This is a genomic window from Burkholderia sp. Bp9099, assembly GCF_003857805.1.
In the GTDB taxonomy this organism is placed as follows: Bacteria; Pseudomonadota; Gammaproteobacteria; order Burkholderiales; family Burkholderiaceae; genus Burkholderia.
Map to the genome: position 1 here is coordinate 36,976 of NZ_QTPU01000041.1, position 24,144 is coordinate 61,119.

Consider the following 24,144-nt stretch of genomic DNA (forward strand, 5'->3'; position numbering starts at 1 on the left):
AGAAAAAACCCGCGTCAGCCTGAACTGACGCGGGTTCTTATCTGGTCGGGGCGAGAGGATTTGAACCTCCGACCACCTGCACCCCATGCAGGTACGCTACCAGGCTGCGCTACGCCCCGAAAGAAAAAAATTATAACAGAGAGTTGGCCGGTTTAGAACGGGTCGCATGCATTTTGTGCATGTCCCTGCCGAAATTTTTTGTGGCGCACCGTGGCATGACGGATCCGACACGAACGGCGACGCACATGACGCCCCGCCGGTCCGTCGTCCGTCCACGCGATCCGCCTGACGCTCACGCGCTGCGCGCGACACAGATCACCGTGAGCCCCGCCAACCGGTTGAACCGGAACATCGGCAACTCGGCGCGGCAGATCAGCTTGAGCAAACCATTGACTACCGGATTGTGTCGACGCAGTTGCGACGCGGGTTCGCGTGGCTGGCGACGCGCTCGCTCGCTCAGTCGCAATGCCGCCGCGAGCGGAAACGTGAAGCCGAAGTAGTAAGCGCCGCGCTCGACCTCGAGCCCCGCACGGCGCACGACGTCTTCGAGGCCGTCGAGCGTATACCTGCGCTTGTGTTCGAGAAAGTCGTCGTGCGCGCTCCAGAGGAACTGAAACGCGGGAACGGTGATCAGGAAGCGGCTGCCCTTCGGCACGCCGGCCACATATTGTGCAAGCAGCCCGACATCGTCGTCGACGTGCTCGAGCACGTCCATCAGCAACACGAGATCGGCATCGAGCCGATTGACGGCGCGGCGAAAATGGACGGGCTTGCCTGCCGCCTCGCCGTCGGTATCGTCGGCGTAGCTCGTGTCGACACACCACGCTTCCGTCGCCTGCGTGCGCTCGAGCAAATGTTTCGAAAAGAAACCCGAGCCCGCGCCGACATCGAGTATCCGGTTTGCATCCGCCGCGCCCAGGAACCGGCGAATCGCGCTCGCCTTCGACGCGTAGTACCAGTGATCGCCGACGTCCGCTCCCAATACGTCGAGTTCCTTCAGATCCATGACGCCTCCCCCGTGTCGGCCACCATGCTTCGATCATCAAGCTACTGACGCCGATCTTACCGCGCCGCAGCCGTCGCACGCATCGCAAGTTGCGCGAATTGCACCGCGCCCGCATCGCGTCCTAGTCGAAAAGGACGATGGCCGTTTCGCCGCGAATCGCTACCGTGCGCTTACCCGGCGAGAGATCGACGCGCCCGGCGCATCGTCCGACTGCAGGCCGATCGAGATCGCAGATCTGCGCGTTGCCGCGCGGCGCGCCGGGCCGGCAGCGACTTCGATCGCAACGGCGGTCGCAACTTCCCGTGACAGTCTCCGACAAAGGTCAGTGAATGCATCAGAAAAACGAAATTTCCCGACGACACTTTCTCCGGCTGGGCGCCGGCACGTTCGGCATCGCGCTGGGAAGCGCGTCGTTTCTGTCCGCGTGCGGCGGCGATTCGATCGCGATCGCCCCCGTCACGACGCCCAGGCTCGCCTCGGTAGCGAATTTTCGCGATACCGCAGGACCGGACGGAACGGGCTATGCCACCCCGAGCGGCGCAGCGATGAAAAAAGGCGTGATCTACCGGTCGTCCGCGCTCACGTTTTCCGCGGCCGACGTCGCAACGGTCGATACGCTCGGCATCACGCAGGTGTGCGACCTGCGCACGACCTCCGAGATCCAAGCGCAGCCGGATGTACCGTTGGCTGGCGCCATTTGGCAGAACCTCAACGTGCTCGGCGCCGCCAATCTCGGCCCGCTGCCGACCAGCGGCGCGACGGCCACGGCCTTCATGATGAGCATGTATCGGGCGTTCGTGACGTCGGAAACCGCACGCACGAGCTACCACGCGTTGTTTGCCGGCTTCGCGTCGTCCGGCGGCAATCTGGTCTTCCACTGCACGGCCGGCAAGGATCGCACCGGCTGGGCGACGGCCATCCTGCACACGATCCTCGGTGTCCGCCCGCAGACGATTCTCGCCGACTATTTGCTGACCAACGTCTACAGCGCGTCGGAAATCGCCGCCTATGTCGCGCAGGCGCAGAAGCGCGGCGGGCAGGATGCGGCCGACATGATGGCCGCGCTGCAAGGCGCGCAAGCCGCCTATCTGCAGGCGGCGTTCGATCAGGTCGTCGCGTCGTATGGCTCGATGACGTCGTACATCGAGAACGGCCTGCAGCTCGACGCGTCGACGCAGAATGCGATCCGGCAGCGCATGCTGGTCTGACCGATCACGCAGGCGGCGCTGGCGACAGCGCGGCTGTCATCGCACTGCCGCCGCGCCCGGACCGGACACGGCCTTCATCCGGCACGAAACCCGGCGTCAACCCACGCCGCCGGGTTTGCCGATCCGGCGCAATGCGCGCCGCCCGCCCCTCGACCGCAAAACCAAACGACCGTTTGATATTGCCGCCCCGACGCCGCGAATCCTTTGCCCTGTCGTGCGCCGACCGGTGTTGCCCGCACGCCCGCTGTTTGGTAACGCCGCTCTAGCGCGCTATGCCACACTGCACGGCATCGACGACTGCGCCGCGCATCGATCGCGCGCCCTCGCCGGTCACGACAAGACATGGAGACAGACGATGCGGAATTCGGTCCGGCGCGGCCATCGCACGCCCTTGGCAAGTTTCGACTGGATGGCCGGCCTGCGACGCGCGGCCGCCCCGGTTTCACACGGCACCGCTCGCGCATTCGGCTGCGGTGCGCTTGCGCTCGCGCTGCTCTGCACCGGCTGCGCGGAACCGGCCGCGCAGCGCGACGGCAACGCGTCGGTCGCATCGACGAAGATCGAGCGCGCCAAAGCCGAACGCCTCGCTCACGAACAGCAGATCGCCCGCACGGTGCCGTCGCTCGCGTCGATCAACCTCACGCAGCCGCGCCCGTTCACGCTGCGCGACTCGGGCCAGAACGGCGCGATGACGTTCCTGCGCGACGTCGATTTCCGCATCGTCAACAACCTCGGCTTCTTCATCCATCAACTGTCCGCGACGCTCGTGCCGACGCAGGCCGGCGCCCCCATCGTGTTCGACGACCCGACGAGCTTCGAGATCGACGTACACGAAGGCGCGGTCACGCTCGACAACGCAAAGCTGACCGCGCTCTTCGACACTTACATCTTCGGTTACCGCAACGCGCCGCTGCGCAAGCTCGCCGTATCGGCCGGCGACAGCGTGATCCATCTTCAAGGCGAGATGCAGCGCGACGGCTGGGTGCCGTTCTCGCTGACCGGCACGCTCGCGATCCGCGACGGCAGCCAGCTCGTATTCCACCCGACCGGCGTGCGCGTGTCGGGCATCAACGCGCAGCCGGTCATGCGCGCGGCCAACGTGAAGATGGCCGATCTGCTGAAGGTGGAAACACCGATCGCGCGGCTCGCCGGCGACGACCTCGTGATGTCGGTCGACAAGCTGATGCCGCCGCCACGGCTGAAGATCCGGATCACCGCGCTGCGCGTTACACCGGCCGGCCTCGACCTGACGCTCGACGACGGCTCGCACGCCGGCTTCGCGCTCCCCGCGAACGCGCCGCAACAGGCGATGTACATCCGCGGCGGCGACGTGAAATTCATGCGCTCGATGCCGATGAACGCCGACATCCTGATCGGCCCGGTCGATCCGACGAAGCGCGACCAGCACTTCGTGTTCGACCTGTACCACTATCGCGACCAGGTTTCGGCCGGCTATTTCAATTTCGACGAAAGCGGCGCGATGGCGATCCGGATGCCGTCGTACGCGGGCCCCGCGAGCGGCGCCGCGCTCGGCAATGCAGCCGCTCGCCTGAACGACAGCTTCCTCGCCGCGCAGCAGAACGCGTTGCGCGACTCGCGCCAGCACTGGGAAGCGTTTGCACTCGCGGCCAGCGCACCGCAACCCGGCATGCAGAAAGTCGCGATGCGGCGCTCGTCGATCGCTCCGTTCAACGAACGGCACGTGTCGAACCGCAACCCGACGATCCACCTGCACAACGTCGACTTCAACCTGTCCGGCGACATCGGCTTCCATGTCGAGGATCTCGACGTGCAGCTGATCGCGAAACGCCCGGGCGAACCGGTCGATCTCGACGATCCGAACCAGTACGACATCCGCATTCTCGGCGGAACGGTCGTCGAATCGTGGAAGGCGATGTCGGCGCTCTTCAACAACTACCTGCTCGACTACTCGCCGCGCTCGCTGAACGACCTGCAGTTGAGCGCAGATGGCCAGGACCTGCGCGTCCAGGGCGGCATCAAGCTCTGGAATCACGTGCCCGGCGTGTGGCTGCCGACCGACATGAAGGGCACGCTGTCAGTGCTCGACGACCGGCACCTCGCGTTCAAGCCGGCGCAGGTATCGGTGCTCGGCATCCCGCAGGCGAAGCTGCTGCGCTCGCTCGGCATCGAGCTCGCGTCGCTGACGCCGCTGCAGCGCCGCGGCGCGGAGCTGCGCGGCGACACGCTCGTGCTCGACCAGTACACCGTGTTTCCGCCGCCGGTGCTGAACGGCAAACTCGGCCAGGCGACGGTCGAACGCGACGGGCTGCGCCTCACGTTCCGGCGTGCCGCCGACGCGCCCGCGACGAAGCGGCCGCAGATCGACGCGCCGAGCTACATGTGGATGGAAGGCGGCGACATGAAGATGTTCAACGTGCTCGAACTGAACGTGCGCGCGCTGATCCGGAACTCGGCCGAGGCCGGCCCGATGCGTTTCGACCTGTACGGCTACCGCAGCCAGGTCGCGCAGGGCTCGGTGCGGATGCTGCCGGACGGCACGCTGGTCGTCGACATGGGCAAGCCGAACCCGCTCGCATCGCGCTGACCCGCCGAGCACGAGCCCGCGTGCATGAAAAAACCCGGCGGCGCATCGCCGACCGGGTTTCCTGTTGATTCGAGCGTTGCGCTCAGTCGTGTTTGAGTCCGTCGATCACATCGAGGAGCGCCTGCCGCAACGCGATCACGTCGACCGTTGCACCCGGCTTGCCCGATACTCGCACGTCGCCGGCCGGCACATCGGGCTCGGCCGGCGCCGCGGCAGCGCGCTCGCCGCCCGGCGAATCGAGCCGGTTGCGCGCCCCGTTGATCGTGAATCCCTGTTCGTACAGCAACTCGCGAATCCGCCGGATCAGCAGCACTTCGTGGTGCTGATAGTATCGGCGATTGCCACGCCGCTTCACCGGCCGCAACTGCGTGAATTCCTGTTCCCAATAACGCAGCACGTGCGGCTTGACCCCGCACAGTTCGCTGACTTCACCGATCGTGAAATAGCGCTTCGCGGGAATCGGAGGCAAGACGACTTTCTCAACCGTAGTGGTCATCGTCGGTTAACCGTCGGTAAAGAATGCGCGGCGGCCGCGCGGAGACTTCGGCGCGCGGGCGTTACTCCGCGCCGTTTTCGACCAGCGCCTTCAGCTTCTGGCTCGCGTGGAAGGTTACCACCCGGCGGGCCGCGATCGGAATCGCCTCGCCCGTCTTCGGGTTGCGGCCCGGACGCTGCGGCTTGTCGCGCAGCTGGAAGTTGCCGAACCCCGACAGCTTGACGCTTTCGCCGTTTTCGAGCGCGTCGCGGATCACTTCGAAAAACGCCTCGACCATGTCCTTCGCTTCACGCTTGTTCAGCCCGACGCTGTCGAACAGCAGCTCCGCCAGCTCCGCTTTCGTCAGCGTCGGCGTCTCGGTGGACGCCGGCGCCGAAGCGTCGCGGTTCATGGCGCTGCGTTGCGCCGTCAGGAGGGCTTCGAATTCACTCGAGGTCATGTCGTTCATATCTGCCATACAGCGCGTTAAACCAAAACTCACGATGGGGAAGCGCCACCCGCGAACGGGCGGCTCCTCTCCTTAGCCGCGCAGGCGGGCACCCGCACGAGCCATCCGCTCGACCAGCGTCTGGATCGCCTGATCGACGACCTCGTCCTGTAGCGTGCCAGCCGCATCCTGCAGCGTCACGCGGAAGGCAAGGCTCTTCTCGTGCGCGGCAAGACCACCGGAAGTATTTGATTTTGCACGAAATTCGTCGAAGAGTACAACCTTCTGAACGAATCGGCAGGCGTCTTCGGCCAGCGCCTTCTTCATTTCATCGAAAAGTGCCTGAACCTCGACCGCCTGATCGACGACAACGGCGATATCGCGCCGTACCGGCGGGAATTTCGACACGTCGGTCGGCGCCGGCAGTGCACGCGCGATCAGCGCATCCGCGTCGATTTCGAACATCACCGGCGCGTGCGGCAGCTCGTACTTCTGCATCAGGCGCGGATGCAGCTCGCCGATCCAGCCGACCGCGCGGCCATCCACTTCGATGCGTGCGCTGCGGCCCGGATGGAGGGCCGGATGCTCGGCCTTCACGAAGCGCGCGGCGGCCGGCGCGAGCAGTGCCTCGAGGTCACCCTTCACGTCGAAGAAATCGACCGCGCGGGTCGCGACGCCCCACTGCTCGTCGACTGCCGGGCCGTACGCGAGCGCGCCGACACGCTTCGGTTGCGTGTAGCCTTCGACGGTCAACTCGCCGGCCTTCACCGACGAATCCGCGAGGAACACGCGCCCCGTCTCGAACACGCGCACGCGATCCGCGCGACGGTTCAGGTTGTGGCGCAGCACGGAGATCAGGCTGCCGAACAGCGTCGTGCGCATCACCGACAGCTGGCTCGCGATCGGGTTCAGCAGGCGGATCGGATTGTCGTTGCCGGCGAAGTCGTGCTCCCACTCCGCATCGACGAAGCTGAAGTTGACCGTTTCCGCATAGTCGCGCGCCGCGAGCGCGTGACGGATATCGTGGATCGAGCGCCGCGTCTCGTTGGTCGCGCGCATCTCGCTCGTCGCGACCGGCGGACGCGCGGGAATCTTCTCGAAACCGTAAATGCGCGCCACTTCCTCGATCAGGTCTTCCTCGATCTCGATGTCGAAGCGGTGCGACGGCGGCGTGACCAGGAACGCGTCGTCGTCACGCTCGAACGGCAGGCGCAGGCGCGTGAAGATGTTCGCGATCTCGTCGGCGTCGATCTTCACGCCGATGATGCGGTTCGCGCGCGATACGCGCATCTTCACCGGCGCACGCTGCGGCAGGTTCACTGCCTGGTCGTCGACCGGGCCGGCCTTGCCGCCGCAGATCTCGAGAATCAGCTGCGTGATGCGCTCGACGTGTTCGACGGTCGTCGCGTAGTCGACGCCGCGCTCGAACCGATGGGCCGCATCGGTCGAGAAGTTGTACTTGCGCGCGCGGCCACGGATGCTGTCCGGCCACCAGAACGCGGCTTCCAGGTAGATGTTGGTCGTATCGAGCGTGACGGCCGTGCTGTCGCCGCCCATGATGCCCGCGAGGCTTTCGACCTGACGGTCGTCCGCAATCACGCCGACCGTTTCGTCGAGCTCGACCGTGTTGCCGTTCAGCAGCTTCAGCGACTCGCCGCGCTTGCCCCAGCGCACTTCGATGCCGCCGTGGATCTTGTCCAGATCGAACACGTGCGACGGACGGCCGAGCTCGAACATCACGTAGTTCGAGATGTCGACGAGCGCCGACACGCTGCGCTGGCCCGAACGCTCGAGGCGCTCGACCATCCATTGCGGCGTCTTCGCATGCGCGTTCACGCCGCGGATCACGCGACCCGAGAAGCGGCCGCACAGATCGGGCGCAGCGATGCGCACGGGCAGCGTTTCGTCGAGCTCGACGCGCACCGGACGGATATCGACCGGCGTCAGCGGCGCGCCGGTGATCGCGCCCGTCTCGCGCGCGATGCCGAACACCGACAGGCAATCGGCCTTGTTCGGCGTCAGCTTGATTTCGAAGATCGTGTCGTCGAGATTGAGCGTATCGCGGATGTCCTGGCCGACCGGCGTGTCTTCCGGCAGGATCAGCAGGCCGCTGTGGTCCTCGGACAGCTTCAGCTCGCGCGCCGAGCACAGCATCCCCTGGCTCTCCACGCCGCGCAGCTTCGACAGCTTGATCGCGAACGGCTTGCCGCCCTCTTCTGCCGGCGGCAGTTCCGCGCCGACCAGCGCGACCGGCACCTTGATGCCGGGCGCCACGTTCGGTGCGCCGCACACGATATTCAGCGTCGCGCCGGTGCCGGCGTCGACCTGGCAGACATTGAGCTTGTCCGCATCCGGATGCTTGACGACTTCGAGCACGCGGCCGACGACGATCTTCGATGTCGGCGGCGCAGCCTTGCTCAGCGATTCGACTTCGAGCCCCGCCATCGTCAGCGCGTGCGACAGTTCGTCGGTCGTCAGCTGCGGGTCGACAAAGGTTCTCAACCAGGATTCAGGGAATTGCATGGATGTCTACGTTCGAAACAGGTTAGATCGGCGCCCGGCCCCCATCGGAAACGTCCGGCGGGGCATGCGCGGGCACATGTCGGCGCGGCGCGTGCGTTATGCGAACTGGCGCAGGAAACGCAGGTCGTTCTCGAAGAACAGCCGGAGATCCTGCACGCCGTAGCGCAGCATCGTCAGGCGCTCGAGGCCGCTGCCGAACGCAAAGCCGATGTAGCGCTCGGGATCGAGGCCCATGTTGCGGATCACGGTCGGATGCACCTGCCCCGAGCCCGAGATCTCGAGCCATTTGCCGGCGTTCTTGCCGTGCTCGAACATCATGTCGATCTCGGCCGACGGTTCCGTAAACGGGAAATACGACGGGCGGAAGCGCACGAGGATGTCGTCGCGCTCGAAGAATTTCTTCAGGAAGTCGGTATAGACGCCCTTGAGGTCGGCGAAGCTGATGTTCTCGTCGATCCACAGCCCCTCGACCTGATTGAACATCGGCGAGTGGGTCGCATCGCTGTCGACGCGATACGTGCGGCCCGGCGCGATCACCTTGATCGGCGGGCGGTTCATGCGCGCGTAACGCACCTGCATCGGGCTCGTGTGCGTGCGCAGCAGCAGCTGGCGGCCGTCGGCATCCTTGCCTTCGACGTAGAAGGTGTCCTGCATCGAACGCGCCGGATGGTTCTCCGGGCTGTTCAGCGACGTGAAGTTGTACCAGTCGGTCTCGATTTCGGGACCGTCGGCCACGTCGAAGCCGATCGAGCGGAAAATCTGTTCGACGCGCTCCCACGTGCGCATCACGGGGTGCAGGCTGCCTGCGCCGGCGCCGCGGCCCGGCAGCGTCACGTCGATCGCCTCGGCGGCGAGGCGCTGGTTCAACAGCGCGTCGGCGAGCGCCTGGCGGCGTGCGGTCAGCGCGGCTTCAACCTGCTGCTTCGCGACGTTGATGCGTGCGCCTTCGGTCTTGCGTGCTTCGGGATCGAGCTTGCCGAGGCCCTTGAGCAACTCGGTCAGCGCACCCGACTTGCCGAGAAAGCGTGCTTTCTCGTTTTCGAGCGTGGTGATGTCGGCAGCCTGTTCGAAGGACTGCTGCGCGTCGGCGACAATCTGGTCCAGATCCATAGATCCCATCATTTCCAACGTCATTCGGTCTTGGCGAGCGAAACTGCTCCACCAAACAAAAAAGGGGCTCGGAAGAGCCCCGTTTTCGCTGCAGCGGCCGAGACTACCGGAACGTCGCTGCAACTAACCACGCAGTGCTAATTTCGCAATTAGGCTGCAACGGCGGCTTTCACCTGCTTGACGATCGCAGCAAAAGCAGCCTTGTCGAACACCGCCATGTCGGCCAGAACCTTACGGTCGAGTTCGATCGACGCCTTCTTCAGGCCGTTGATGAACACGCTGTAGGTCATGTCGTGCTGGCGAACTGCCGCGTTGATACGCGTGATCCACAGTGCGCGGAACACACGCTTCTTGTTGCGGCGATCGCGGTACGCGTACTGACCAGCGCGCATCACCGCCTGCTTGGCGATGCGGTAGACGTTATTGCGACGGCCGCGATAACCCTTGGCCAGGTTGATGATCTTCTTGTGGCGGGCCCGTGCGGTTACCCCACGTTTGACTCGAGGCATGTTTCTCTCCTTGGAGTATCAGTTGAGGGGTTACGCGAACGGCAGCATTGCGCGGACGGAGTTCAGATCGGAATCATGAACTGCCGTTGCGCCGCGCAGGTGACGCTTGTTCTTCGTGGTTTTCTTGGTCAGGATGTGACGCTTGAAGGCTTGACCGCGCTTGACGGTACCGCCCGGACGCACCACGAAGCGCTTTGCAGCACTCTTCTTGGTCTTCATCTTAGGCATGACGAACAACTCCAGTTTATTTGATGGCGATGGGTGTGCGGTTGGCTTGCGCCCTTGACCCGCCCTTCGAAACCCAGTCCACTTGTGTACGGCGAACCGCTTGCGCAGCCGCCGTCATTGTTGGTGCGCCGCCCTGACCGGGCCACGCACCGAACCACTTTCGAACCTGCGCGCGTGGCGCGCAGGCCCGTTACTTCTTTTTCTTCGGCGAGAGCACCATGATCATCTGGCGCCCTTCCATCTTCGGCATCTGCTCGACCTGGCCGACTTCCTCGAGATCCGTGCGCAGACGCTCAAGCATCCGCATGCCGATCTCCTGGTGAGCCATTTCGCGGCCGCGGAAACGCAACGTGATCTTCGTCTTGTCGCCCTCTTCGAGGAAGCGCACGAGATTGCGAAGCTTGACGTTGTAGTCACCGTCATCGGTACCCGGGCGGAATTTGACTTCCTTCACCTGGATGACCTTTTGCTTCAGCTTCGCTTCGTGCTGCTTCTTCGATTCCTGGTACTTGAACTTGCCGTAATCCATCAGACGGCAAACCGGCGGAACCGCTTGCGGCGCGATTTCCACCAGGTCAACATCCAGTTCTTCCGATTTACGGAAAGCATCAGCGAGTTTTACGATACCGAGCGGTTCGTTCTCGATCCCGACCAGACGCACTTCCGGCGCAGTGATTTCACCGTTGATGCGGTGCGACGACTTATCAGTAGCGATGTTACGTTTCCTCTAAAAATTAAAAAAACGAGCCGCGCTGCCAGGGCGGTTACTTGAACGAGCGCAGGTCTTCCTGCAGACGCTCAACGAAGGCTTCGATCGGCATAACGCCAAGATCGACGCCGCCACGGGCACGCACGGCTACCGTTTGCGCATCACGCTCCTTATCGCCCACGACGAGGAGATAAGGCACCTTTTCCAGCGTGTGCTCGCGTATTTTATAGCTAATCTTCTCGTTGCGCAAATCGGCCGCCACTCTAACCCCTTGTTTTTGCAACGATTGGGCCAGGGACTGCGCATATTCGGCCTGACTTTCGGCGATATTGAGCACAATTGCCTGGAACGGCGCGAGCCAGACGGGCATTGCACCAGCATGGTGCTCGATCAAAATGCCGAGGAAACGCTCCATCGAACCGACGATCGCGCGGTGCAACATCACCGGCCGGCGGCGGCTGTTGTCTTCCGCAACGTACTCGGCGCCGAGGCGCTCCGGCAGGACCATGTCGAGCTGCAGCGTGCCGCACTGCCACGAACGGCCGAGTGCATCCTTGATGTGGTACTCGATCTTCGGGCCGTAGAACGCGCCTTCACCCGGCAACTCTTCCCACGTGAGGCCGCAGGCCGTCAGCGCGTCGCGCAGGCCCTGCTCCGCGCGATCCCACGTCTCGTCCGTGCCCGCACGCTGCTCGGGACGCAGCGACAGCTTGATGTCGATGTGATCGAAACCGAAGTCCTTGTACACGCTCATGGCCAGCGTGTTGAACGCGATCGATTCCGAAATGAACTGGTCTTCCGTACAGAAGATGTGCGCATCGTCCTGCACGAAGCCGCGCACGCGCATCAGGCCATGCAGCGCGCCCGACGCCTCGTTGCGATGGCACGAACCGAATTCCGCGTAGCGCAGCGGCAGGTCGCGGTACGAGCGCAGGCCGTGCTTGAACACCTGGACGTGCCCCGGACAGTTCATCGGCTTGATCGCGTAGTCGCGCTTCTCCGACTCCGTCGTGAACATGTTCTCGCGGTAGTTCTGCCAGTGGCCCGACGCTTCCCACAGCGAGCGGTCCATGATCATCGGCGTCTTGATCTCGAGGTAGCCGGCTTCGTTCACGCGGCGGCGCATGTACTGCTCGACCTGCTGCCACAGCGCCCAGCCCTTCGGATGCCAGAACACCATGCCCGGCGACTCTTCCTGCATGTGGAACAGGTCGAGTTGCTTGCCGAGCTTGCGGTGGTCGCGCTTTTCCGCTTCCTCGAGCATGTGCAGGTATTGATCCTGGTCTTCCTTCTTCGTCCAGGCCGTCCCGTAGATGCGCTGCAGCTGCTCGTTCTTCGAGTCGCCGCGCCAGTACGCGCCCGCGACCTTCATCAGCTTGAAGACCTTCAGCTTGCCGGTCGACGGCACGTGCGGGCCGCGGCAGAGGTCGGTGAAGCCGCCGTGCGAGTACAGCTTGATTTCGTCACTTTGCGGAATCGATTCGATGATCTCGGCCTTGTACTTCTCGCCGAGGCTGCGGAAATAGCCGGCCGCCTCGTCGCGCGATACGACGCGGCGCGTCACCGGCTCGTCCTTCTTCGCGAGTTCCTGCATGCGCTTTTCGATCTTTTCCAGATCTTCAGGCGTAAACGGGCGGTTGTACGAGAAGTCGTAATAGAAGCCGTTGTCGATCACCGGACCGATCGTCACCTGCGCATCCGGATACAGATCCTTCACCGCATAGGCGAGCAAGTGCGCGGTCGAGTGACGAATGATGTCGAGACCGTCGGCATCCTTGTCCGTGACGATCGCGAGCGATGCGTCGCGATCGATGACCGTGGACGTATCGACCAGCTCGCCATCGAGCTTGCCACCAAGCGCAGCCTTCGCAAGGCCGGGACCGATCGAGGCCGCAACCTCGGCAACTGTCACCGGATGCTCGTATTGTCGAACTGAGCCGTCAGGCAAGCGTATCGAAACCATAGCAATCTCCGTGATGCCGACAGTGGGCGGCAAACCAAGCACGCGATATCAAAGTCACGCGCGAAAATTTCGCGACAAAAAAAATGCGGCCCCGCTTTCGAGGGGCCGCATTCGATACTTCACTCAAACTGAAAGGGCGAAAACGTTCCTCGACTAGCGTCGCTCCGAAAAGGTTTCGGTCAACGTTCGCGGTGTCATAACCGTATTCGCCTTGTTCGCGTTGAGTTATTTACTTCATCGAACACCCGAAAAACCGGGCATTCTCAATTCGTTGGTAGGCTCGATTGGACTCGAACCAACGACCCCCACCATGTCAAGGTGGTGCTCTAACCAGCTGAGCTACGAGCCTAGAGAAGCTAAGATTATATGGAGCCAACGCAGACTTGGCAAGCGTTTTTATGCGGCCGCAGCAAAATGATCGGGCTCCAACCCCATTACAGGGACATCAAGCCTTGCGCCCCGCCCGCACGACGCCCGGCACTTCGCCGAGCAGCGTGCACGCCCGCTGCACCTGCGCGGAATTCGACACCTCGACCGTGAACTGCATGAATGCCGCGTTGCGGCGGCTCTGCGTCTTCACGCCCACCACGTTCATCTTCTCGCGCGCGAACACTTCAGAGATATCGCGCAGCAGGCCTTGCCTGTCGCTCGCCTCGATCATCAGGTCGACCGGATAGACGGACACACCACGGCCGCCCAGCACGTCGGCCGACCAGGTCGTCTGCAGTACGCGCTCCGGCGCCCGCTCGGCCATCCGCCGGAACGTCGGGCAGTCGCTGCGGTGGATCGACATCCCCTTGCCGCGCGTCACGAAACCACTGATCGGGTCGGGCGGCGCCGGACGGCAGCAGCGCGCAAGCTGCGTCAGCAACGCATCGACACCGACCACCAGCACGCCGGTCGACGCGCCGTGCGCGACGCTCGCCCCGCTGCTGCGCTTCTCGAAATCGGCGGGCGCCTCGGGCGCATGGTCGGGCGGCGGCGCATCGGACAGCGCGTGCTCGACGTTGCGCAGGCTGAATTCCTCCTTGCCGACGACCGAGAACAACTCATCGGGCGACTTGAAGCCGAGCTTCGCGGCCAAATTGTCGAGGTTGACCGACGTCTTGCCCTCGCGCTGCAGCGTCTTTTCGACGAGCGCGCGACCATGCGCGATGTTCTCTTCCTGCTCGATCGAGTTGAACCACGCACGCACCTTCTGTCGCGCGCGCGGGCTCTTCAGGTAGCCGAGCTGCAGGTTCAGCCAGTCGCGCGACGGCCCGCCCTCCTTCACCGCGACGATCTCGACCGTCTGGCCGTTGGCGAGCGACGTGTTCAGCGGCACCATCACGCCGTCGACGCGCGCGCCGCGGCAGCGATGGCCAAGCTCGCTGTGCAGGTGATACGCGAAATCGACCGGCGTCGCGCCCTGCGGCAGCGCGATCACGCGCGCCTGCGGCGTCAGCACGTAGATATGGTCGTCGTCGAGCGATGTCTCGCGCAGTTGCGCCCACGCCTTGTCGCCCGAGACTTCGGTGCCGTCCTCGACGTCGTCCTTCCATGCGAGCAGCTGGCGCAGCCACGCGATCTTCTCGTCGTACTTGTCGCTCGCCGAGAACTGGCCGCCATAGCCGCGCGCGCCCGCTTCCTTGTAGCGCCAGTGCGCGGCGACGCCGTACTCCGCGAAGCGGTGCATTTCCTGCGTGCGGATCTGTACTTCGAACGCGCGACCGTCGTCGCCGATCACGACCGTATGCAGCGACTTGTAGCCGTTCGGCTTGGGACGCGAGATGTAATCGTCGAATTCCTTCGGCACCGGCTGCCACAGGTGATGCACGATGCCGAGCACCGCGTAGCAATCCTTGATGTCCGGCACGATCACGCGGAATGCGCGCACGTCGTACAGCTCGGAGAAGTCGAGCTCCTTGCCGCGCATCTTGCGCCAGATGCTGTAGATGTGCTTCGGCCGACCGCTCACGTCGGCCGGGATGTGCGCTTCCGCCAGTTCGTGCTGCAGCCGCTCGATCGCCTGCGCGACGTACGCCTCGCGTTCGATGCGCTTTTCGTCGAGCAGCTTGGCGATGCGCTTGTAGGTGACCGGATCCTCGAAGCGGAACGCGAGGTCCTCGAGCTCCCACTTCAGTTGCCAGATACCGAGACGGTTCGCGAGCGGCGCATAGATCTCGAGCGTCTCGCGCGCGACGTCGGGGGGCGGGTCGATCTTCGCCGCCGCGTAGTAGCGCAGCGACTGCAGCCGCGACGCCAGCCGGATCAGCACCACGCGGATGTCCTGCGCGAACGCGAGCAGCATCTTGCGCAGCGCCTCGATCTGCGTGCGCCGCTCTTCCGCGGCGTCGCGCCCGGCGTCGGGCATCGCGTTCTGCGCGGCGCGCAGGCTCACGGTGCCGAGCCGCAGCAGCTTGCGCACGTCGGATACGAGCCGCGCAACCTCTTCGCCGAAGCGTTCGGTCAACTCCCGCTCCGGGTCGTTCAGGTGCGGCGTCAGCACGAACAGCGCAGCCGCCTGCATCGCGTGCGGGTCGACGTTCAGCGTGCGCATGATCGACGCCGTGCCCGCCGAATGATCGGCGAGCAACTCGCCCGTCGACAGGCGCGCGTCGCCGGCCCGCTCGCGCACGAACGCGAGCACGTCGTCGAACGACGGCGCCGCGACGGAAGAAGCGGAAACGGACTCGGTCATTGCACGGCCTGGCGTATTGCGGTCATCGTGATGCTTCGCTCAGCTCCGCTGCGCGGCGACGACAACGATCTCGACGAGCAGCGCCGGATCCGCGAGCTTCGCCTCGACGGTCGCGCGCGGCGGCGTATTGCCGGGCGCGACCCACGCGTCCCACTCCGCATTCATGCCTTCGAAGTTCGCGAGATCCGAAATGTAGATCTGCACCGACAGCAGATGCGCCTTGTCGCTGTTCGCTTCGGCGAGCAGGCGGTCGATGTGGCCGAGCACTTCGCGCGTCTGGCCCTTGATGTCCTGGGTGGTGTCTTCGGCAATCTGGCCGGCCAGATACACGGTACCGTTGTGGATCGCGGTTTCGGAGAGACGGGCCCCGACGTGGTGACGAATGACTGCCATGGAATGTTCCGGTCGTGTGAGTAGGTGAAGTATCGGCGACGACACGGCCCGCGTGCCGCCGAACCGCATATTATGACGCGTTTATGCGCCGCCTTCGACGAAAAACCGGCGGGCGAGCGCAATCTGGTCGGCACTGATGAACGCCGGCGCATGGCCCGCGTCCTGGATCTCGGCTTGCGTCACGTGCCGGCCGCGCCGCACCATCTCGGCCGCCGTGTCGCGCGACAGCAGGTCGGAACGCTCGCCGCGCACGACCAGCAGCGACGCATCGGTGGTCTCGATCGCGCGCCACAGCGCGGCCTCGCCGAGCGCGGCCAGTTCGGGCGTCGTCGCCTTGAACGGCTCCGCGATGCGCGGATCGTAGCGCATCGTCCAGCCGCCGTCGGGCAACTCGCGCAGCAACGGCCCGTTGATCTCGCGCCACTCGTCGCCGCTCAATGCGCCGAACGGCAGCGACAGCGACGTCAGATAGTCGATGCCCTCCTGCTCCGTCGCGAAGCGCGGCTGCACGCCGAGGTATTCGCCGATGCGCGTCAGCGAATCGGGTTCGATGCGCGGGCCGACGTCGTTGACGATCATCCGGCGCAGCGGCGAACCGGGCAGCCCCGCGAGCGCCATGCCGATCAGCCCGCCCATCGACGTGCCGAACCAGTCGACCGACTCGACGTCGAGCCGCGCGATCAGCGTCACCATGTCGGCCACGTACTGCGGAATCGCATAAAGCCGCGGATCGGCGAGCCAGTCGGAGCGCCCGCGCCCGACGACGTCGGGGCAGACGACGCGATACGTATCGGACAGCGCGGCGGCGAGCCGGTCGAAGTCGCGCCCCGAACGGGTCAGGCCGTGCACGCAGAGCAGCACGCGCGGATTGGCGGGGTCGCCCCATTCGGTATAGGCGACGTGGTGAAGGCCTGCGGCGCTCGCACACTGCACCCGTCGCTGACGGGGAACCGGAGGATTCGCTGAGGTTGTTGGCATCGTTGGCATCCTGTCGAACGTGGACGGTGCGGCGGGCAATGCTTGCACCACCCGATGCAAACGATTGTAAACCGCTTCTTAACGGCGGGTCGTCACGCGCCTGCGGTCATCCGGCGCATCGTTCGCACCGGCTCACGCGCCGCGGCGCCACGAGGCGCGCAACTGCTCGCGCAGGAAGTCGATGAACGCCCGCACGCGCAACGGCACGTGACGCCCGCCGGGATAGACTGCATGAAGCGGCGCCGCGGGTGCGGCGAATGCCGGCAGCACGCGGACGAGCCGGCCCGCGTCGAGGTCGGCACCGACATCCCAGATCGACTTCAGCGCGATGCCCGCGCCCTCCAGCGCCAACGTACGAGCCGCACCGCCGTCGTTCGTCAGCAGCGCGGCCGTCACTTCGACCGCAACCGCGCCCTGTACACCGTCGAACCGCCACTCCGCACGCGGCTGGTCGCCCATCACGATGCATCGGTGCATGCGAAGCTCGGCGGGATGGGCCGGCAGCCCGTGCACGGCGAGATAGCTCGACGACGCGCACAGCACGCGATGATTCGGCGCCAGCTCGCGCGCGATCATCGTCGAATCGGCGAGGCTGCCGATCCGCACGGCAACGTCGATGTCCTGCGCGAGCAGATCCACGATCGCGTCGGTCAGCATCAGGTGCACGGTCAACTCCGGATGTTGCCGTTGAAACGCGGCGACGAGCGGCGCGATCCGCAGCCGGCCGAGTTCGCCGGGCGCCGTCAGGCGCAGCACGCCGCTGACCGTGCCGCGACGATCGCTCATCAGCGTTTCGGCGCGATCGACCTCGGCCAGGATGCGCAGCACCTGCGCATGGAACTGCGCACCGTCGTCGGTCAGCGTCTGCTGTCGCGTCGTCCGGTGCAGCAGACGCACGCCGAGCTGCGACTCGAGATGCGCGAGCCGCTTGCTGACGACGGACAGCGACAAGTCCAGCTCGCGCGCCGCCGCGGACAGGCTACCGGCCGACACGATTCTCGCGAAGGTATCGAGCGCCGGGAGATCGTCGATCAGCATCGCGGCACCCGCTTCGCCTCGCCCTTTCTTTTTTTCGAATAATCCATTCGCTTTTAGACCGTATTTGTGTTCAGAACGGAAACCTACCATACCTGTTCCGCGTCGTCCCGCGACGCCATTCACAGGACATCCGAAACCATGTCGATCCTTCCTTCGAACGTGCGCCCGATCACCCGCGTCATCGCCGCGGCGGCCTGCGTCGCCGCGCTGTCGCCTGTCGCGGCCCGCGCCGCCGACCTTCTCGACCCACACGGCCTGACCGTCGCGACCGACGTGCCGGCTACGCAGGCGCGCGCGCAGATCCTCGCCGCGCGTCGCTACGGCACGTTCTGGGATACCGGTGATGCGACCCTCGCCCGCGCTGCACTCGCGGCCGATTTCGTCGACCGGACGTTGCCGGCCGGCCGTGAACAAGGCGTAGCGGGGCCACTCGCGGCGTCCAGGACGATGCGCACGGCCATCCCGGACCTGCATTGCGACATCGAACAGATGATCGTGGCGGGCGACCGTGTCGTCGTGCACCTGCACTTTCGCGGCCATTTCACCGGCACGTTCAACGGAACGACCGGAAGCGGACAGGCGATCGACTTCATCGCGACCGACATCTACCGCATCGTCCAAGGTCGGATAGCGGAAAACTGGCACATCGAGGACAACCTGACGCTGATGCGTCAGCTCGGGCTCGTCGGCTGACGGAGGGGACGATGACTGACAGCGACTACGATTCTTCGGCGATGCGTCCGGCGCGCCGCAAGTTTCTTGCACAAGCAGGCGCCGGGGCGGCCGCCGGCATCGCGATGGCCGCGGGCGCCTCCCGGTCGGCAACTGCCGCGCCGATATCGGATGCTGCCGGGACGAACGCCAGCGGGTTCTGGCCGGACAACACGCGGCTCGCCATCTCGATCTCGATGCAGTTCGAGGCCGGCGGACAACCGCCCAAGGGCGCGGACAGCCCGTTCCCGTCCGTCGAGTTTCCACCGTCGGTCCCGGTCGACCTCGCGTCGGCCACGTGGTTCGCATATGGCTACCGTGAAGGGATCCCGCGTCTTCTCGACCTGTGGGACCGGCATGGCGTGAAGGTCACGTCGCACATGATCGGGGAAGCCGTGCGCCGGCATCCCGAACTGGCACGCGAGATCGTGTCGCGCGGCCACGAAGCGGCCGCGCACGGCCCGACCTGGCGGTCGCAATTCGCGATGAGCCGCGACGACGAGCGCCGCTTCCTCACCGAAGCCCGCGACATGGTCGAAGCGGCGACGGGACGGCGCCCGATCGGCTACAACTGCAACTGGCTGCGGCGCGGACCGCACACGCTGCCGCTGCTGCAGGAACTCGGCTACGTGTATCACATCGACGACGTCAGCCGCGACGAGCCCTTCATCGAAACCGTCGACGGCCGCGATTTCGCGGTCGTTCCATACACGTTGCGCAACAACGACATCCTGCTGATCGAAGGCCGCAATTACTCGCCGACGATGTTTCTCGAGCAGATCAAGCTCGATTTCGACCAGTTGTACGCGGAAGCCGGCCAGCGGCGACGATTGATGTCGATCAGCGCGCACGACCGGATCAGCGGCACGCCGCAGATGGTCCGCGCCTGGGACGCGTTCCTGCACTACGCTCGATCGCATCCGGGCGTTGCCTTCATGCGCAAGGACGACATCGCCCGCTTTGCCCTGCGCAGCCCGTCGACGTTGCGCGAAGCCGAAACGATCTGACCGGATTGCGCTCACCTGCTCACCTCCTCACCTCGGAAGGACCACCATGAACGATTCACTCCACGGAAAGAAGGTACTCGTCGTCGGCGGCAGCTCCGGCATCGGTGCCGCCGCCGCGACCGCATTCGCACGACTCGGCGCTGTCGTGACGATCGCATCGCGCAACCCGGACAGGGTCGATGCAGATGCCGCGCCGGGCGCGCAAGTACGCACCGAAGCGCTCGACATCACGGATACGGCGGCCGTCGATGCGTTCTGCGCGCGCGCCGGCCAGTTCGACCACGTCGTGATTTCGGCCGCGAAGACAGCGACAGGCCCGATCCGCGCGCTGCCGCTTGCCGACGCGCAGGCCGCGATGGACAGCAAGTTCTGGGGCGCATACCGCGTCGCACGCTCGATCGATATCGCACCCGGCGGTTCGCTGACGTTCGTGTCGGGCTACCTAAGCGTGCGACCGAACGCGTCGTCGGTACTGCAGGGGGCCATCAACGCGGCACTCGAGGCGCTCGCCCGCGGCCTTGCGCTCGAGCTGTCGCCCGTGCGGGTGAATACCGTATCACCGGGCCTGATCGCGACGCCGCTGTGGGACAAGCTCGCCCCCGATGCGCGCGACGCGATGTACGCGGGCGCCGCGCAGCGCCTCCCGGCACGCCGCGTGGGCCAGCCGGAGGACGTCGCGAATGCGATCGTGTATCTGGCGGCAACGCCTTATGCAACCGGCTCGACGGTGCTGATCGACGGCGGCGGCGCGATCGCGTGATTAGCGTGATTCGGGTGACGTATGCGGTCATGACAAAACGCCCCGCGTTCCACAGGGGAACGCGGGGCGTCGAGCGTCGAGACGAAAGGCCGGCGCTTACGCGACCGCGCTCACGTCGAGCGGCGCGCCCGTCTTTGCCTGGATCTCTTCCGCGCTTACGCCGTCGGCGAGTTCGAGCACCTTCAGGCCGGCCGGCGTCACTTCGATCACGCCGAGATCGGTGATGATCAGGTCGACCACGCCGACACCCGTCAGCGGCAGGTTGCATTCGTCGAGGATCTTGTGCTGGTCGCCCTTCGCGACATGCTCCATCAGCACGACGACGCGCTTCACGCCCGCGACGAGGTCCATCGCGCCGCCCATCCCCTTGATCATCTTGCCCGGGATCATCCAGTTCGCGAGGTCGCCCTTCTTGCTGACCTGCATCGCGCCGAGGATCGCGAGGTTGATGTGGCCGCCGCGAATCATCGCGAACGAATCGGCCGACGAGAAGATCGACGAGCCCGGCAACGTCGTGACGGTCTGCTTGCCGGCGTTGATCAGGTCGGCGTCGACCTCGTCCTCGGTCGGCGACGGGCCGATGCCGAGCAGCCCGTTCTCCGACTGCAGCCACACTTCGACGCCTTCCGGCACGTGGTTCGCGACGAGCGTCGGCAGGCCGATGCCGAGGTTCACATAGAAGCCGTCCTGCAGTTCCTTCGCCGCGCGCGCGGCCATCTGGTCACGATTCCAGGCCATGTCAGTCTCCTTTCGCGCGTACGACGCGTTGTTCGATGCGTTTTTCGGGCGTCGCGTTCAGCACGATGCGCTGCACGAAGATCCCCGGCGTGTGGACATGGTCCGGATCGAGTTCGCCGTTCTCGACGATCTCCTCGACTTCCGCCACGGTGATCTTGCCCGCCATCGCGCACATCGGGTTGAAGTTGCGCGCGGTGCGGCGATAGATCAGGTTGCCGGACTTGTCGGCCTTCCATGCCTTCACCAGCGCGACGTCGGCCGTCAGCGACGGCTCGAGCACGTAGTGGCGATCGCCGAACTGGCGCGTTTCCTTGCCTTCCGCGATCACGGTGCCGTAGCCGGTGTTCGTGAAAAAGGCGGGGATGCCGGCGCCGCCCGCGCGCAGCTTCTCGGCGAGCGTGCCCTGCGGCGTGAATTCGAGCTCGAGTTCGCCGGCCAGGTACTGGCGCTCGAACTCCTTGTTCTCGCCGACGTACGACGAGATCATCTTCCGGATCTGGCGCGTTTCCAGCAACAGGCCGAGACCGAAGCCGTCGACGCCTGCGTTGTTGCTGATGCAGGTGATGCCCTTGACGCCGGAATCGCGCAGCGCCGCGATCAGCGCCTCGGGAATCCCGCACAGGCCGAAGCCGCCCACCGCGAAGGTCTGTCCGTCGCGGACGATCCCTTCCAGCGCGGCGGCCGCGCTTGGATAGACTTTGTTCATCTGTATGTCCCTTCCTCTATGGAAACCAGCAAAACCGGTTCACGCGCCCACTGGGCCGCAAGCCCGCCGCATCATTCTATGCATGCACGGCGATACCTGCGTCGAGGCGCGCTGTTTTTATATCGCGGCAAACCGCCGCGAGATGCCTGAAAGGGTACGATGTGACGCCGATACGGCACAATACGCAAAAATACATAAGCATTTGCCTCCGCTTGCCCGCGCCATGCCCGCTCTCGATTACCAGACTGCCTTTCACCTCGCGCCGCTCGGCCTCGTGATGTCGCGCGACCGCGTGATCGAGGACTGCAACGACGCGCTCGCGGCGATCTTCCGCTGCGCGCGGGCCGATCTGATCGGCAAGTCGTACGAGGTGCTGTATCCGTCGCCGGACGAATTCCAGCGCATCGGCGAGCGCATCTCGCGCGTGATGATCGCGAACGGCACCTACGCCGATGACAGAATCATGAAACGGGCCGACGGCGAGCTGTTCTGGTGCCACGTGACGGGCCGCGCGCTCGACCGCACCGCGCCGCTCGCGGCGGGCGTCTGGACCTTCGAGGACTTGAGCGCGACGCGCCGGGTCGCCGTCGAGCTGACGCCGCGCGAACGCGAGATCGCCGCGCAGCTCGCGACCGGCAAGACCAGCAAGCAGATCGGGCGCGTGCTCGACATCAGTTCGCGCACGGTCGACATCTATCGGGCGCGGCTGATGCGCAAGTACGGCACGAACAATACGCCGGAGCTGCTGCAGCGCCTGCTCGGCCAGTAAGACGCGCCCCGGAATGGCAATCGGCCGCGTGAAGCGGCCGATTCGGGAGATCATCGGGAAATGGCGACACACCGGGCGCCGGCTTCGGCGCCGTCGCGCTCAGCCGACCTGCGCCGCGAGCGCGCGCTCGATCGTATCGCGCAGCAGTTGCGGCAGCGGCACCGACTTGCCGAGCGCGTAGTCGACCCACACGCAGCGCGCGTTGCCGCGCGCATACACGTGCTGCGGATCGTCCGCGCGCGTCAGCTCGAAACCGGTGTCGAAGCTGCTGCGGCCCGGCTTCGCGGCCGACATCTTCGCGATCACGTCGCCCGGATAGTGCAGTTGCTTCAGGAACTCCATCGACGCCGTGACGATCACGGGCCCCTGCCCCTCGCCGTTGCCGCCCGCGATGCCGAGTTCCTCGAACCACGAGATCCGCGCCTGTTCCATGTAGCGGAAATAGACCGTGTTGTTCACGTGGCCGAACGCATCCATGTCGCCCCAGCGGATCGGCATCGACATTTCAAATACGGGGGAATATTCGCTCATTGCAGTCTTCTTTGTTGCTGAATGTCATCCAGTCAGGCGAGGCCGAAGCCATCGTCGGCGGAGATAATCGAGCCATTGATGAACTGCGACTCGTCGGCCGCGAGCAACAACAACAGCCCGTCGAGATCCTGCGGCTTGCCGACGCGCCGGCGCGGCAGCATCGACTGCAGCTTCTGGCCCTGCTCGGTTTCCCACAGGTAATGATTGATTTCGGTATCGATATAGCCCGGACAGATCGCGTTGACGTTGATCCCGTGGCGGCCCCATTCGAGCGCCATCGCGCGCGTCATCTGCACGACCGCCGACTTGCTCATCGCATACAGCCCGATCTGCGGAAACACGCGCAGCCCCGCCACCGACGCGATGTTGATGATCCGGTAAGGCGGTTTGCCGTTGCCGTTCGCGCGCATGATCATCCGCTTCGCGACTTCCTGCGCGACGAAAAACGCGCCGCGCGTATTGGTGTCGAACACGAACTCGAAATCGGACGGCGTGACGTCGACGAGCTTCTGCATCGTCGAGACGCCCGAATTGTTCACGAGGATGTCGATCGTGCCGGCTTCCGTCTCCGCGTGCGCGATGGCCGCCTTGATGCTCTGCACGTCGGTGACATCGAGCGACACCACGTGCGCGGCACCGCCCGCCGCCTCGATCTCCGCGCGCAGTTCCTTCAGGCGCTCGACGCGGCGGCTCGCGAGCACGACCTTCGCGCCGGCCTGCGACAGCACCTGCGCAAAGCGTTGCCCGAGGCCGCTCGATGCGCCCGTGACCAACGCGACCTTGCCTTCCAGATTGATCGATCGACCCATTGCACATCCCCTTTCGATGTCGTTTCGCCGCCGCGGGCGCCCTGTCCCACGCAGCATAACCCTAGCACATAAAATAGAACGATCGTGCTAATGTATCCGCATGCTGTTGCGGCAAGCGTTTCGTTTCGCAGACAATACGCTCCCGAATAAAAGCATTCTAACGGTTAGAGGAACGCCAATGACCCCCGCAAGCCTCATCGAGCAATACGGCCCGCGCGAATCGATGGAATACGACGTCGTGATCGTCGGCGGCGGCCCGGCCGGGCTGTCGGCCGCGAT

23 protein-coding genes and 2 tRNA genes are annotated in these 24,144 nt (G+C 65.0%); 6 read left to right on the forward strand and 19 right to left on the reverse strand.

The window, feature by feature from the left end; genetic code table 11:
• Positions 1-42 precede the first annotated feature (42 nt).
• Positions 43-119: transfer RNA gene (locus DIE17_RS33000), tRNA-Pro, on the reverse strand.
• Positions 120-292: 173 nt separating this feature from the next.
• Complete coding sequence (locus DIE17_RS33005) at positions 293-1,006, reverse strand: methyltransferase domain-containing protein (protein WP_124488894.1); 714 nt, start codon at positions 1,004-1,006, stop codon at positions 293-295.
• A 446-nt stretch (positions 1,007-1,452) separates the two neighbouring features.
• Here DIE17_RS33005 and DIE17_RS33010 point away from each other — a divergent pair, with 446 nt between their 5' ends.
• Both DIE17_RS33010 and DIE17_RS33015 read left to right on the forward strand, forming a co-directional pair.
• The gene (locus DIE17_RS33010; protein ID WP_260427341.1) at positions 1,453-2,214 is read left to right on the forward strand and encodes a tyrosine-protein phosphatase; all 762 of its coding nucleotides are present in this window, start codon (positions 1,453-1,455) and stop codon (positions 2,212-2,214) included.
• 355 nt (positions 2,215-2,569) lie between these two features.
• A complete protein-coding gene (locus DIE17_RS33015) occupies positions 2,570-4,780 on the forward strand; it encodes a hypothetical protein (protein WP_124522529.1) in 2,211 nt (736 codons plus the stop codon).
• A gap of 82 nt (positions 4,781-4,862) precedes the next feature.
• Here the strand turns inward: DIE17_RS33015 and DIE17_RS33020 are convergent, their stop codons facing one another.
• From DIE17_RS33020 to DIE17_RS33085, 13 genes are all read right to left on the reverse strand, one after another.
• A complete protein-coding gene (locus tag DIE17_RS33020) occupies positions 4,863-5,276 on the reverse strand; it encodes a MerR family transcriptional regulator (RefSeq protein WP_124488891.1) in 414 nt (137 codons plus the stop codon).
• Between the two features lie 61 nt (positions 5,277-5,337).
• Positions 5,338-5,724 (reverse strand): integration host factor subunit alpha, encoded by a 387-nt coding sequence (locus DIE17_RS33025; RefSeq protein ID WP_006486093.1) that lies wholly within the window; start codon positions 5,722-5,724, stop codon positions 5,338-5,340.
• Between the two features lie 72 nt (positions 5,725-5,796).
• A complete protein-coding gene (gene pheT, locus DIE17_RS33030; protein ID WP_124921678.1) occupies positions 5,797-8,226 on the reverse strand; it encodes a phenylalanine--tRNA ligase subunit beta in 2,430 nt (809 codons plus the stop codon).
• Between the two features lie 96 nt (positions 8,227-8,322).
• A complete protein-coding gene (gene pheS / locus DIE17_RS33035; RefSeq protein WP_006753318.1) occupies positions 8,323-9,336 on the reverse strand; it encodes a phenylalanine--tRNA ligase subunit alpha in 1,014 nt (337 codons plus the stop codon).
• Between the two features lie 149 nt (positions 9,337-9,485).
• Entirely contained in the window at positions 9,486-9,845 is a 360-nt protein-coding gene (rplT, locus tag DIE17_RS33040) for a 50S ribosomal protein L20 (RefSeq protein WP_004192938.1), read from the reverse strand.
• A 30-nt stretch (positions 9,846-9,875) separates the two neighbouring features.
• The gene (rpmI, locus tag DIE17_RS33045) at positions 9,876-10,073 is read right to left on the reverse strand and encodes a 50S ribosomal protein L35 (RefSeq protein WP_004191477.1); all 198 of its coding nucleotides are present in this window, start codon (positions 10,071-10,073) and stop codon (positions 9,876-9,878) included.
• Positions 10,074-10,263: 190 nt separating this feature from the next.
• Positions 10,264-10,788, reverse strand: a complete 525-nt coding sequence (gene infC / locus DIE17_RS33050) for a translation initiation factor IF-3 (protein ID WP_071734130.1) — start codon at positions 10,786-10,788, stop codon at positions 10,264-10,266.
• A gap of 49 nt (positions 10,789-10,837) precedes the next feature.
• Entirely contained in the window at positions 10,838-12,745 is a 1,908-nt protein-coding gene (gene thrS, locus DIE17_RS33055) for a threonine--tRNA ligase (RefSeq protein ID WP_124522527.1), read from the reverse strand.
• A 272-nt stretch (positions 12,746-13,017) separates the two neighbouring features.
• Positions 13,018-13,094: transfer RNA gene (locus tag DIE17_RS33065), tRNA-Val, on the reverse strand.
• Positions 13,095-13,190: 96 nt separating this feature from the next.
• A complete protein-coding gene (locus DIE17_RS33070) occupies positions 13,191-15,425 on the reverse strand; it encodes a RelA/SpoT family protein (protein ID WP_044846048.1) in 2,235 nt (744 codons plus the stop codon).
• A gap of 39 nt (positions 15,426-15,464) precedes the next feature.
• Positions 15,465-15,818, reverse strand: coding sequence for a RidA family protein (locus DIE17_RS33075; protein WP_006758848.1), 354 nt, complete (start codon positions 15,816-15,818; stop codon positions 15,465-15,467).
• Positions 15,819-15,899: 81 nt separating this feature from the next.
• Positions 15,900-16,796 carry an alpha/beta fold hydrolase gene (locus tag DIE17_RS33080; protein WP_124488888.1) on the reverse strand — a complete coding sequence of 299 codons (897 nt, stop codon included), beginning with the start codon at positions 16,794-16,796 and terminating at the stop codon, positions 15,900-15,902.
• A gap of 132 nt (positions 16,797-16,928) precedes the next feature.
• A complete protein-coding gene (locus DIE17_RS33085; RefSeq protein ID WP_124488887.1) occupies positions 16,929-17,834 on the reverse strand; it encodes a LysR family transcriptional regulator in 906 nt (301 codons plus the stop codon).
• A gap of 138 nt (positions 17,835-17,972) precedes the next feature.
• On the opposite strand from DIE17_RS33085, the gene DIE17_RS33090 reads away from it, so the two are divergent.
• From DIE17_RS33090 to DIE17_RS33100, 3 genes are read left to right on the forward strand one after another with little or no spacing between them, the layout of a single operon-like run.
• Complete coding sequence (locus tag DIE17_RS33090) at positions 17,973-18,527, forward strand: ester cyclase (RefSeq protein WP_124522525.1); 555 nt, start codon at positions 17,973-17,975, stop codon at positions 18,525-18,527.
• 11 nt (positions 18,528-18,538) lie between these two features.
• On the forward strand, positions 18,539-19,552 hold the full coding sequence (locus DIE17_RS33095) for a polysaccharide deacetylase family protein (RefSeq protein WP_124522523.1): 1,014 nt from the start codon (positions 18,539-18,541) through the stop codon (positions 19,550-19,552).
• 46 nt (positions 19,553-19,598) lie between these two features.
• The gene (locus DIE17_RS33100) at positions 19,599-20,312 is read left to right on the forward strand and encodes an SDR family oxidoreductase (RefSeq protein ID WP_124522521.1); all 714 of its coding nucleotides are present in this window, start codon (positions 19,599-19,601) and stop codon (positions 20,310-20,312) included.
• A 96-nt stretch (positions 20,313-20,408) separates the two neighbouring features.
• Here DIE17_RS33100 and DIE17_RS33105 read toward each other — a convergent pair whose 3' ends face one another.
• Both DIE17_RS33105 and DIE17_RS33110 read right to left on the reverse strand, forming a co-directional pair.
• Complete coding sequence (locus DIE17_RS33105; protein ID WP_124488883.1) at positions 20,409-21,050, reverse strand: CoA transferase subunit B; 642 nt, start codon at positions 21,048-21,050, stop codon at positions 20,409-20,411.
• 1 nt (position 21,051) lies between these two features.
• Complete coding sequence (locus DIE17_RS33110; protein WP_044846055.1) at positions 21,052-21,756, reverse strand: CoA transferase subunit A; 705 nt, start codon at positions 21,754-21,756, stop codon at positions 21,052-21,054.
• Positions 21,757-21,979: 223 nt separating this feature from the next.
• Here DIE17_RS33110 and DIE17_RS33115 point away from each other — a divergent pair, with 223 nt between their 5' ends.
• Positions 21,980-22,525, forward strand: coding sequence for a LuxR C-terminal-related transcriptional regulator (locus DIE17_RS33115; RefSeq protein ID WP_044846056.1), 546 nt, complete (start codon positions 21,980-21,982; stop codon positions 22,523-22,525).
• A 99-nt stretch (positions 22,526-22,624) separates the two neighbouring features.
• Here the strand turns inward: DIE17_RS33115 and DIE17_RS33120 are convergent, their stop codons facing one another.
• Together DIE17_RS33120 and DIE17_RS33125 are read right to left on the reverse strand one after the other, a co-directional pair.
• Positions 22,625-23,056, reverse strand: a complete 432-nt coding sequence (locus DIE17_RS33120) for an acyl-CoA thioesterase (protein ID WP_044846057.1) — start codon at positions 23,054-23,056, stop codon at positions 22,625-22,627.
• Between the two features lie 32 nt (positions 23,057-23,088).
• Positions 23,089-23,865 carry an SDR family oxidoreductase gene (locus DIE17_RS33125; protein WP_044846058.1) on the reverse strand — a complete coding sequence of 259 codons (777 nt, stop codon included), beginning with the start codon at positions 23,863-23,865 and terminating at the stop codon, positions 23,089-23,091.
• Positions 23,866-24,144 lie beyond the last annotated feature (279 nt).